10 protein-coding genes and 1 pseudogene are annotated in these 11,365 nt (G+C 44.3%); 5 read left to right on the plus strand and 6 right to left on the minus strand.

Features of this window, described 5'->3' with window-relative positions:
• On the plus strand, positions 1 to 1,017 hold the full coding sequence (locus tag ACED45_RS06885; protein ID WP_285953543.1) for an alpha/beta hydrolase family protein: 1,017 nt from the start codon (positions 1 to 3) through the stop codon (positions 1,015 to 1,017).
• 30 nt (positions 1,018 to 1,047) lie between these two features.
• Here ACED45_RS06885 and ACED45_RS06890 read toward each other — a convergent pair whose 3' ends face one another.
• Together ACED45_RS06890 and ACED45_RS06895 are read right to left on the minus strand one after the other, a co-directional pair.
• The gene (locus tag ACED45_RS06890) at positions 1,048 to 2,106 is read right to left on the minus strand and encodes a helix-turn-helix domain-containing protein (RefSeq protein ID WP_146492716.1); all 1,059 of its coding nucleotides are present in this window, start codon (positions 2,104 to 2,106) and stop codon (positions 1,048 to 1,050) included.
• A gap of 106 nt (positions 2,107 to 2,212) precedes the next feature.
• Positions 2,213 to 3,166, minus strand: a pseudogene (locus ACED45_RS06895) (GlxA family transcriptional regulator).
• An 89-nt stretch (positions 3,167 to 3,255) separates the two neighbouring features.
• Between ACED45_RS06895 and ACED45_RS06900 the strand changes: the two are divergent.
• On the plus strand, positions 3,256 to 3,819 hold the full coding sequence (locus ACED45_RS06900; RefSeq protein WP_371713595.1) for a cysteine hydrolase family protein: 564 nt from the start codon (positions 3,256 to 3,258) through the stop codon (positions 3,817 to 3,819).
• 90 nt (positions 3,820 to 3,909) lie between these two features.
• Here ACED45_RS06900 and ACED45_RS06905 read toward each other — a convergent pair whose 3' ends face one another.
• The 3 genes from ACED45_RS06905 to ACED45_RS06915 all read right to left on the minus strand — a co-directional run bounded on the left by ACED45_RS06905 (position 3,910) and on the right by ACED45_RS06915 (position 6,797).
• Positions 3,910 to 5,268 carry a Na+/H+ antiporter NhaC family protein gene (locus tag ACED45_RS06905; protein WP_285953547.1) on the minus strand — a complete coding sequence of 453 codons (1,359 nt, stop codon included), beginning with the start codon at positions 5,266 to 5,268 and terminating at the stop codon, positions 3,910 to 3,912.
• Between the two features lie 236 nt (positions 5,269 to 5,504).
• The gene (locus tag ACED45_RS06910) at positions 5,505 to 6,287 is read right to left on the minus strand and encodes a hydratase (protein ID WP_371713596.1); all 783 of its coding nucleotides are present in this window, start codon (positions 6,285 to 6,287) and stop codon (positions 5,505 to 5,507) included.
• A gap of 204 nt (positions 6,288 to 6,491) precedes the next feature.
• Positions 6,492 to 6,797: a DUF3861 domain-containing protein gene (locus ACED45_RS06915; RefSeq protein WP_146492767.1), complete on the minus strand. Its 306-nt coding sequence runs from the start codon at positions 6,795 to 6,797 to the stop codon at positions 6,492 to 6,494.
• 102 nt (positions 6,798 to 6,899) lie between these two features.
• On the opposite strand from ACED45_RS06915, the gene ACED45_RS06920 reads away from it, so the two are divergent.
• Complete coding sequence (locus ACED45_RS06920; RefSeq protein WP_146492711.1) at positions 6,900 to 7,325, plus strand: MarR family winged helix-turn-helix transcriptional regulator; 426 nt, start codon at positions 6,900 to 6,902, stop codon at positions 7,323 to 7,325.
• Between the two features lie 129 nt (positions 7,326 to 7,454).
• Here ACED45_RS06920 and ACED45_RS06925 read toward each other — a convergent pair whose 3' ends face one another.
• Positions 7,455 to 9,239, minus strand: coding sequence for an SgrR family transcriptional regulator (locus ACED45_RS06925; RefSeq protein WP_371713597.1), 1,785 nt, complete (start codon positions 9,237 to 9,239; stop codon positions 7,455 to 7,457).
• Positions 9,240 to 9,841: 602 nt separating this feature from the next.
• Here ACED45_RS06925 and rimK point away from each other — a divergent pair.
• Both rimK and ACED45_RS06935 read left to right on the plus strand, forming a co-directional pair.
• Positions 9,842 to 10,747 carry a 30S ribosomal protein S6--L-glutamate ligase gene (gene rimK / locus ACED45_RS06930; protein WP_019824669.1) on the plus strand — a complete coding sequence of 302 codons (906 nt, stop codon included), beginning with the start codon at positions 9,842 to 9,844 and terminating at the stop codon, positions 10,745 to 10,747.
• Positions 10,748 to 10,779: 32 nt separating this feature from the next.
• Positions 10,780 to 11,208 (plus strand): ATP-dependent zinc protease family protein, encoded by a 429-nt coding sequence (locus tag ACED45_RS06935; protein WP_371713598.1) that lies wholly within the window; start codon positions 10,780 to 10,782, stop codon positions 11,206 to 11,208.
• Positions 11,209 to 11,365: the final 157 nt, after the last annotated feature.

The following is an 11,365-nucleotide window of genomic DNA, read 5'->3' on the forward strand; positions in this document are numbered from 1 at the left end:
ATGAAATGGATACATTTACTGTTCACACCCCTACTTTTCCTTTGCGCTTCATCAATCGCTTCCGATGTCGGATTCACCCAGATAACCTTAACAGACGACCCTATTCGCCCCCTCAACACTGCTATTTGGTATCCCACACAAGATGAATCAAACACGTCCTTGATTGGCGATAACCCAGCCTTTATAGGCACGAGAGTCATCAAAAATGCCAAGATCCAATCAGGTAAGTTTCCCGTTGTCCTCATATCGCATGGTTATCGTGGTAACTGGCGAAACCAGAATTGGTTGGCGACCGAACTTGCACATCTCGGATACATAGTCGCCTCAGTCAATCATCCGGGAACAGCATCTTTTGACCAATCCCCAAAGCAAGCAGCGAAATGGTGGGAAAGACCGCGAGATATCACACGAACTCTCGATTACCTGTTAAGCGAAGTGCTATGGAAGCAATCTGTTAACGCCAACAATATCACTGCAATCGGACATTCATTAGGAGGCTGGACAGTGATGCAATTGGCAGGAGCGAAAATCGATAGACCAACCTTTGAGGCCAATTGTCTCATATACCCTAACCCACGAACTTGTGGGCTTGCTGAAGAGCTAGGGCTAGACAAAGTCCAAGCTGAAGAACCAAACCAAAAAGACCTTTCAGATCCTCGAATTCAACGTGTAGTTAGCCTTGATCTGGGGCTTTCACGCAGCTTTTCAGTCGGCAGCCTAAATGACATTAAAGTGCCAATCTTAATACTGGCGGCTGGGATTGATATTGGCGACTTACCTCAGGCATTAGAGTCTGGCTACATGGCAGAGCATATTCCTCTTAGTTCGAGACAATACAAAGTCTACGAAAACGCCACTCATTTCAGTTTCATTCAACCATGTAAATCAGGAGCCGAAGTAATACTTGAAGAGGAAGTACCGGGCGATGGCATTATTTGTAAAGACGGCTTAGGATCTTCACGCGGTGAGCTACATCAATTGATATTGAATGACATTATTGGCTTCCTGAATCGATAAACTTAGAAGTAAACAAACTCAATCTAACACTTATGGCGAGCTTCGAAACTCACTCGGAGTTTGCCCAGTAATCCTTGAAAACTCTCGATTGAAATTGGACTTGGTTTGAAAACCTGAATTGAGGAAGATATCGGTTATCGTGTCATCACTTTGCTTCAATAGAGTCTTGGCATACTCAATTCGATAAGCGTTGATCACCTTCGAAATGTTCTCATTATGAGTTTGGTTAACCGCTGACGATATCTTGCGAGCTGGGATGCCTAGCTTTCGTGCCAAGCGATTGAGAGACAGATCAGGATCCTTAAATAATTGATGCTCCCTCATTAATGCATCGAACTTAACCATGATCTGCGCGGTTTCTTCTGCTTGGTCTTCATCTAGGCTGCTCGCTAGCGTAGTCGATGTGTCGACTTCTTCTGGAGAGCGTTGTGACATGGAAGATAAATCCTGAACCTGCTTGGTTTTTTCTTCGTCAGGCGTGCTCATACTGACCACCATCACAGCGGACACAATGGCGGGAATAAGGACAAGGTAGCTTAGCGATAAAATCAGGTGGGTGTGCTGCGCATCCAACAGCAAGATATCGTAAAAGAGCACACCGTCGACTAAGGCGGAAAATAGTAGCATTACACCTGCAACTCTTTCAGCAGCCAGCACTTTCGATACATCGGTCAGCCGCACTTGTTCCGGCACTCGCAGCGACGACTTCAGCAGCAAACTACCATATCCGAGATAGAGCAAGATCAGCAATACATCAAGAGTTCCCGCCCAGAGATGCGCATAAAAAAGTGAGCCAACTAAAACAGCAATTGGGCCTAGCCAATGAAAATGTGTACTGGATTGACTTCGATGAGCTCCGGCAAAGCATAACCAAGCCGCCACTGGAACACTAGCACCGAGAATGGGTTGTAAGAAGCGAAACAACGCAATATCAAACGTCCATCGCAGGCCCACTACCGTCACCATCAACGCGCAGAGAATGATAAACCAAAATGGCTTTTGACTGGTTTGTGGGTAACGGCATCGAAGCAGCACACCTGTCATCAATAACAACAGCGCTGCGACAAATGGTAAAGGAATGGCAAGCATCAATAGTCCGTTTGAGTTCGAGAAAAGATCACTCCGCTTCAAGCACTTCATTAGCGAAGTGACTGAGCGAACCAGTGATACATATTGAATATCAATCTATGATAAATCATTCCTCCGATAAAAATCTAGAGCGAAACCTTGATGGTGTTAAACCAATGATTTTCATAAAGACTTTTCGGAAGCTGTTAACGTCTTCATATCCAACTAAGTAACTGATTTGTTCTACAGGTTTGTGTGAGCTTTCCAGTAGCTCACACGCGCTTTGAACACGCACGTGTTGAATATAAATCGGAGTCAAGGTCGTCGCTTTGGTAAATTGTCGGATAAAGGTTCTTCGCGTCATGAAGGCTTCCTCCGCCAATTGATCAAGCGTCAAAGGAAGGTGGTGATTCTTTTGAATAAAGCGCTGCACAGAGACAATCTTGTCATTCCCATGAGCGTAGTTAGGCACAAAACTTTGGTAGTAGCGCTGCTCTCTCAACCCCGTATCCAACACCAGATACTTACCCAAATTACGCGTATTGGTCGGCGTCGTGTATTTAGTCAGGATAAACAGAGCCAAATCCATCCACGACATCAAACCACCAGCAGTAATGATGTCATCGTCATCGATCAGGATTTTATCGATATCCACTTCGATTCCAGTATGTAGCTCCGAAAACAACTGTTGAGCTTGCCAGTGCGTTGTGACGGTTCGCCCTTCCAACAATCCTGTTTGAGCAAGAATGAACACGCCTGCGCACGCTGAGCACAATATTGAACCCTTTTGATGAGACTCAATCAGGTAATCCGTTAGCCTATCATCACGGTCTAGGTAGTAACTGCCATCTAGGTTGGGCGGTAATAAAATGATATCGGCTTTAGACTCTTCATTTGAGTTAGCCGATGAAACCGATAAGTCGCCATAAGGCTTAATCTCAACCTGAAACTGAACCGCTTAATTGCCAGAATCAAGGCTGTTCGCCATCTGAAGGAACTCTTTTACTCCAAATACAGCGCTCTGCAGAGAGCCTGGGTAATCGATGATTTCGACCTTCACTGATTTTGTCACTATTGCCATATAGTCTGTCATTTTTGACGTGCGTTAAAAAACACAGGGTAGTCATAATATCCATACACCGCAACACACTAAATACAAAGGTATAGACTATGAAGAACACAGCCCTACTACTTATCGACTTTCAAAATGACTATTTCCCTTCATACGAAGGTGCAAAATGGCCGCTATCTGAAACAGAAAAAGCAGCCGAAAAAGGTGCACAGTTATTATCAGCTTTCAGAGACAAGCAACTTCCTGTGGTTCATGTACATCATGAGTTTCCGACGAATGATGCACCGTTCTTCCTACCAAATTCAGATGGAGCTCAAATCCACAGCAGCGTGACTCCGCGAGAAGGTGAGCCAGTCATCGTAAAGCATCAAATCAATAGCTTTAGAGATACTGAACTGAACAAGGTGCTAAAAGAGCAAGGCGTTGAAAAACTGATCATCGTTGGCGCAATGAGCCACATGTGTATTGATGCTGTGACTCGTGCAGCAACCGATTTAGGCTATGAGTGCCACGTAGCGCATGATGCTTGCACAACCTTAGACATGGAGTTCAATGGCGTTAAGGTTCCAGCAGCGCATGTCCACGCCGCATTCATGGCTGCACTGAGCTTTGGTTATTGCAATGTCGCGACAGCAAACGAGCTTGAGAGCCTGCTTAAATAAAGCTCAAAATCAAAAGCCAGCTTCTGAACAATTCTTGTAGATACAAAAAAGGCGCCGATTACGGCGCCTTCTCATTAAAATCTATTTTTACTAAGCTTGAGCCACTTGGCGTGCTGGGTGTTTGATAAACACAGCAACAACAGCCACGATAGCAAGTGCAAAACAGTAGTACGAGTTAGACACGATCTCTAGTGGCGATAAATTGAATACCGAACCTAGTAGCAATACCTGAGCACCGTATGGCAGCACGCCTTGAATCACACAAGAGAAGATATCCAATAAGCTTGCCGAACGGCGCGGAGATACATCGTTCTCTTCCGCTAATTGGCGAGCCACACTACCTGAAACAATAATCGCTACTGTGTTATTTGCCGTGCACATGTTAACCATAGACACCAAACCAGCAATACCCAGTTCACTTGCGCGGCCATTCGCTTGCTTAGAGTGTGAAGAGCCAAATGCACGAATCATGCTACTGACTAAGTTAGTCAAGAATGCCAGACCGCCTTGGCGACGCATCAGTTCACTCAAACCACCAATCAGCATCGACAATAAGAAAATTTCCTGCATGTTGCCAAAGCCTGCGTAGATGTCTTGCGCGTAATCCGTTAAACCGTAGTTCTCGACTGAACCTAAGCTAACGCCACCCGCCAATAAGATACCGATTGTTAGCACAACGAACACATTCATACCTGATACCGCAAGAATCAGGATAGTGATGTAAGGCAGTACTTTAAGCCACTCAATAGGACCCGTTTCAGGCACTTGAGTTGCAGTGCTGTTAAAAGCAAAGATAACAATCGCGATCAGTGCAGCAGGAAGTGCGATACGGATATTTTCTTTGAACTTGTCTCTCATCTCACAGCCTTGCGAGCGTGTTGCAGCAATCGTGGTATCAGAGATGATAGAAAGGTTGTCACCAAACATTGCGCCACTTAAAACAACACCCGCTGTCAGTGGAATGCTCATGCCAGCAGAATCCGCAATGCCCAGTGCAACAGGCGCTACCGCCGCGATGGTGCCCATCGAAGTACCCATTGCTGTTGCGATGAAAGCAGAAATTAGGAAGATACCCGGTAGTATCATGCTCGTCGGGATCGCCGATAAACCAAGGTTTACCGTCGCATCCACACCACCAGAAGCTTTAGCAACGGCTGCAAAAGCACCTGCCAATAGGTAGATCATACACATTGCGATAATGTCTTTGTGACCTACTCCACTCAAGAACTGTTCGATAGCACGGTTCAATTTATCTTTGCTCAACAACAGCGCCAACATCACAGCAGGTAAAGCCGCAATCGGAGCTGGAAGCTGATAGAAAGCAAAATCGACACCTTGCAACGACAGGTACGTACCTACGCCAATAAACAGCGCTAGGAACACGATCAGAGGGATAAGCGCCACTGCCGAAGGAGCAATAACCGCATTAGAGTTTTTTGAATTGGACATGGAACGACAACACTATAGAACAGGAAGGAGAGCAGACTAATGTCACACTTAGGACTTGTCAACGTCTAGACGTCTAAACGCCCAATATAATGCAAAGTAATACGAACTCTATTGAACATCACATAATAGAAAAGGCTATTTACTCACCAGTAAATAGCCTTTCGAGAACCAATCACCTGTGCGAAAAGCAGGGTTGTAGAGAACAGCTTTCTTAATCAATAGAGCTTGTAAATAACTTAGCGCTTTTGAGTGAAAGTCACTTGGTACTCTCCGATACCATCATAAGCAACGGTTGTTAGCTCGTCGAAGCCAACCTCAACCACACCACAGTAAGACCCTGTAATGATCGCCTCGCCCGCTTCAAAACTGACTCCACGCTTGGTCATGGTATCGATCAACCAGTAAACGGGATTTTGAGCTAATGCGTTAGGGTGAGTACCAGAAAATGCCTGAACTTTTCCAGCTTGAGTTATAGCCACTTCGACCTTGGCAGCAGCAAACGCTTTATCTTTCTCTATTTCAGGACCAAGAAACAGACCTTGGTTTGCCAAGCAATCGGCTAAAACTTCGTAAAACTCTGCACCACTGTCATCAGCAAAGCGAGATTGAATTAACTCAAGTGCCATATGGCAAGAGCCAATGGCATCATTGATTTGTGCTTCGCTGTAACCATTTGAGTTCGCAGGCAAAGACTTAGTCAGTACAAAAGCGATTTCTGGTTCTACTCGGGCTACCTCTTTACCTGGCACTGAGCCTGTATCTGCGAACAGTTCACAAACTTCAACTTGCTGAACGTTGTCAGCGAAAATAGGCGCTACAATAAATTTGTTTTCTGCCAGAGGTAACAGACACTTCCAGCCCCCCACTCTATCTGCGCGAATTTCAATCATGGATTCTTGAATGGCTAACGCATCATCTAAACTGGTTGGGCGATATTGTTCGATTAATCTTGGCGCTTTAATTCCCGCTGTGCGACGGCTTAACAACTCTTTAGCCGCCTGCTCAAATACACTTGTCATAATATACCGTTTAATTTAGAACGATTAGAAATAGGCTCGGGCAATGGCATCACTCATGCGATGGTTGCACCATAAAGTGTTCAAAGGCCTATTGTCACATGTCCCGCAAGTGAACACATACCGCTAAGTCAATATATTAAAAGAAAAGCCAGCACCTGATGATCAGTTTGCTGGCTTTTTGAATATGTCATTGCCGGACAAGCGCTACGCGCCTTTCAGCGTCTTCTTAAGATTTTGCATGAAGTTTCTGAAGTGAGGCATGAAATCTACAAACAGAGGGTGCTTTCTATCTTGCATCATCAACGGTCCCAGCAAGCGAATACTTACACCTAGTCTCGTTGCGGATTGCTCATCTAAGCCACTGTCCTGCTTGAGCTTATCTACAATCGCGAACATGTTTTCTCTATCTTCAATTTCAAACTGCATGGTTTGCAGTTCACGATCTTCCTTGATGTTCACTTCTTCGATAGTGATACGGTAGTGATTGTGTTTGCCTGTGATTGTTTGCATCGTCATTACTGTCTCCTAACTTGAATTCACGAACAATTAAGTTGATAATGTCAACTATAAATACAATAGTTGACAGTGTCAACTATATTCTAAGGATCGTTTATGTCTGATAACACATCGTTAGAGTCTATCTTTCGTTTAGTACACTCTTTGAAACGTCAAATGAGTGAACAGATTGAGAGCTTGGATTCTGAGATCGCACCCATGAACATTCGTGTCATGAAGATCATTACTAAGAAATCTCCATGTACGGCTATCGATATCGCGCACTACTTAAACCGCGATAAAGCGCAGGTCACGAGATTAGTTAATGCATTGATCAATCAAGAGCTTGTGAAAAAGTCTCCAAATCCAGAAGACAAGCGCAGCCAGTTATTGATTCTGACCGATAAGGGTCAAGAGGTCATGAGTAAGGTTTCGGATCTAGACCGAGACATGTTGAAGAGAATGACCAAAGGCATGGCCGAAGATGAGTTAGAGCAATTCAGGAAAATTGCAAAGAAAATGGCGCAGAACTTAGAGAGCTGATCTTAAAAATAAAACGAAAAAACGCCACCGAATCGAATAATCGGTGGCGTTTTTTGTAGAATTTGGTTTTACCTAGATATAAGCATGCCAAAATCGACTTTGAAAACGCTTTATCCTACTCGGTAAGCATTAATCAGCAGACCATACATTCTTGAAATCTGGCCATCCCCAGTTAGTGATGGCCACGTTTTTCAGAATCCCTTGGAAACGAACGGTCTGCAAGTGATGAAACATAGGCACTAACCAATAATCTGAGATCAGAGTAGACGCGATCGGTTCTAACTCTGCCAAGTAATTAGGCAGTTCAACGGATGCTTTATGACTATCCAAACGCTGCTTGAGCCAATCACTGTTCATCTCTCCTAAAGCAGAATGCAAAACAGGATCGTTCATCATCCAAGAGAACAGCGAAGACGGGGCATTGTCATCGAGATTCAAGTTACACAGCACCAAGTCCTCCTTTAACTCGCCACTCTGAGAGAGCTCCGCCAACTCTCGAAAACTGTAGGTGTTCACCTCAACTTCCACACCATATCGTTTGAGTATGTCGGATACGCAAACCGCACATCGATACAACGCATAATAGTCATAAACCGCAATACTCATCTTTTGTGGCAGTTGTGCATCTTTCGAAGGCGTTCGATACAATTTCTTCCAACTTGGCAGTATATTTTGAGCTAAAGAGACACTAAACAGACCCTTGTTATGTTCCAACTGAGACAAGATCGCTTGTGGGTTGGTCAGTTCTGAAAGGTATTTGCGCTGCTCATTATTTAGTGATCTGGCCGCTGAGTTCTGATTGAATAGGATAAACAGACACCCATCCTCGACTCGGCTACGAAGGCCGTCTGTATCTACAGAAACAAGTTCCGCATCGCTTTTCCCTAACTGATGGAAGCAAGATGAATCTTCATAAGGCGATACCTGCATTTGGCTGCCATCGAAGCGAGCAGTGCCCGTCATTGATTCCTCAAACTGCCAGATGGTCACCTCATCGGTTAAAGAGCGACAACCATAATAATGTTCAAATGCGGCGAGCTTGATTCGTTCATTATTGGTTTCAACCACTTTAAATGGGCCGGTTCCAATAACAGCATGGGTCACAGAACTTAATGGAGACGGTTCACGGGTGACTTGCGCTGCGGGTTGAATCGAATATTTAACGCCAGCAAGTAAACCAGCAAAGCCGGTATCTGCCTTGGTGAGTTGGAAGCTGACCCTCAATGGTTGTTCACTGTAAACCGAAGCGACATGGGCGAGCTCTGTCTGATAGAAAGGTAAAGTTTGCAACGCAGAAAACATCGAAACTAATTGCTTAGCATCCACAAACTGCCCGTCATGGAAAGTAAGTCCCGGGCGCAGATAGAAAGTCCAAACTAGCTTTTCAGCATCATATTGCCAATGATGTGCCAGCTCAGGCTTCAGCTCGCCTTTGCCATTGCAAGTCACTAAACAACTGAACACTTGCCTGATCAAAAATCGTTCACTACTGCGGTGAATATGATGCGGGAACAGATCTTCGAACTTACGTTTGTAGGTTAATTGGACGTGCAGTAACCCTTCGCGCATCGTCGCACCGGATGTTTCTTGGAGAAGAGAGCCAAACACTGAGCGGTCATTATCCAAAATAGAGAGTGCTTTTTCGTACTTGCCCTGCTCTATCAGCTTGCTGGCAACATGTTGCGTCAATTGTTGATTACTAAAGCGCAATGTCAGGTTAGAACGTTGATTCCTTCCGACTTTTGGCTCCCACACCACCCATTCAGCTTGATGCATCTTGCCGAGTAAGGTTCGTGCATGACGCAAACTGGTAAACAGCTTGTCTGCGACCTCAGTTAAAGTCACCGAGTGTGAGATGTGAGGCTCGAATAAATCCAGCCGAGTGTAGTAACGCATCATGTTTAGATCAGACAAATAATGAACCTTTTAGAAACAATCCTTCCTCATAAAGCCGATTATAAAACACATTTGTCTTTAAGTGACGATAAAAGACAAAAACAGGAACAATCATCTAAAAAATCATCTGTTTATTACTTCCTATTAAATAACCATAATTAATGGGTCAGCAAGGAACTTTGAGTTCCTACCAAAGCCCAATACAAGAGAAGTAATCATCATGAGAAAATACTATCTTAATAAGCTAAAAAGCACCTGTAGCAAGCTCGAAAGAGAAGCACTACGAACACTTATAGAGCTATGTAACTGGCGTTATTAGTACACTTTTAAGCACCGAGTTAACGCGAGTTGAGTACAACCTAATATGCTCCTACCCCCAATATGAGTTAGGTCTCAACTCGCTTTTCCATTCCAAATCCCCTCTCAACCCAGATGTACTAATCGCTCACGCATTCGATAAATTTCTATTATCGACTCGACAAATTTAATTCGTTTTCTTAGTTAAACGAAAAGCCTTAAGGTTCGCCCCGAAGCAAGCAAAGAGCCTCAGAAAAACTGAAAGCTCAGCTAACAACTAATTTATTTGCAGTTACCAATCAGGTATTAACTAAGGAAACGCTATGCGTATCGCAATTCTTTCTCGCAACGAAAACCTATACTCTACTTCTCGCTTAAAAGCGGCTGGAGAGGCACGTGGTCACCAGGTCGATGTTATCGACACGCTGCACTGTGATATAGATATCGCGAGTAACAATCCGAAGATTCGCTACATGGGTGAAGAGCTACCTCAATACGATGCTGTTATTCCACGTATTGGCGCTTCCATTACCTTTTACGGAACTGCGGTTGTTCGCCAATTCGAAATGATGGGCACTTTTTGTATCAATGAGTCAGTTGCTATTAGCCGTTCTCGCGACAAACTGCGCTCACTACAACTGTTGTCTCGTAAAGGTATTGGCTTACCAAAGACAGGTTTCGCTAGCCGCCCAGACAAGATTCAAGACTTGATCAAAAACGTTGGTGGCGCACCACTGGTTATCAAGCTTCTTGAAGGTACTCAAGGTATCGGCGTGGTTTTAGCTGAAACAAATAAAGCAGCAGAAAGCGTTATCGAAGCATTCATGGGCCTAAAAGCGAACATCTTGGTTCAAGAGTTCATTGAAGAAGCAAATGGCGCAGACATCCGTTGTTTTGTTGTTGGTAACAAAGTAATCGCGGCAATGAAGCGTCAAGCTGGTGAGGGTGAATTCCGCTCTAACCTGCACCGTGGCGGTACAGCTCAACTGGTTAAACTAACCAAAGAAGAGCGCGCTACAGCAATCAATGCTGCGAAAATCATGGGTTTAAACCTATGTGGTGTTGATATTCTACAATCTAAGAATGGCCCTGTTGTAATGGAAGTTAACTCTTCTCCTGGCCTAGAAGGTATCGAGAAAGCGACTGGTAAAGATGTAGCAGACATGATTTTCGAATTCATCGAAAAAAATGCAAAACCAAACGCTAACCGTACTCGTGGCAAAGGCTGATTTAACGCCGTTAACTCATGATTGGAAATGACATGAACAATAAAATGATCATAGGGAATACTGAAGCACTTTGCTTACCAGAGTTAGGGATAACTGGACTACATACACGTGTTGATACAGGAGCTAAAACCTCTTCTCTACACGTAGACAATCTACTATGTGTAAAAACAGACGGTGAGAACTTCGTTGAATTCGATCTTCACCCAGACGTTTACCACCTAGAAGAGACAGTGCGCTGCAAGGCGAAACTGAAAACAAGCAAGAAAATCAAATCATCTAACGGCGAAGTTGAACACCGTTGTGTGATTGAAACCATGCTAAAAATGGGTGGTCAAGAATGGCCTATCGATATCACGCTAAGCAACCGTCAAGATATGACTTATATGATGCTGCTTGGTCGCCAAGGCATGAGTGACAAAGTGATTGTTGACCCAGCGGGTGAATTCCTGCTGACTTACTAATCAGAGTCATCGTAACCGCTCCACAGGTTATAACTAAAGCTAGTCACAACGATATAAGGCCAGTCTCATGACTGGCCTTATTGCGTTCTATTCTTTAATTTCTAGGGCGTGTTGATCTTTGCTGTACATTTCGCGTTCAACAATACATCGGTAGCCA

The sequence above is a fragment of the Vibrio crassostreae genome, from assembly GCF_041439375.1.
Lineage (GTDB): Bacteria > Pseudomonadota > Gammaproteobacteria > Enterobacterales > Vibrionaceae > Vibrio > Vibrio crassostreae_D.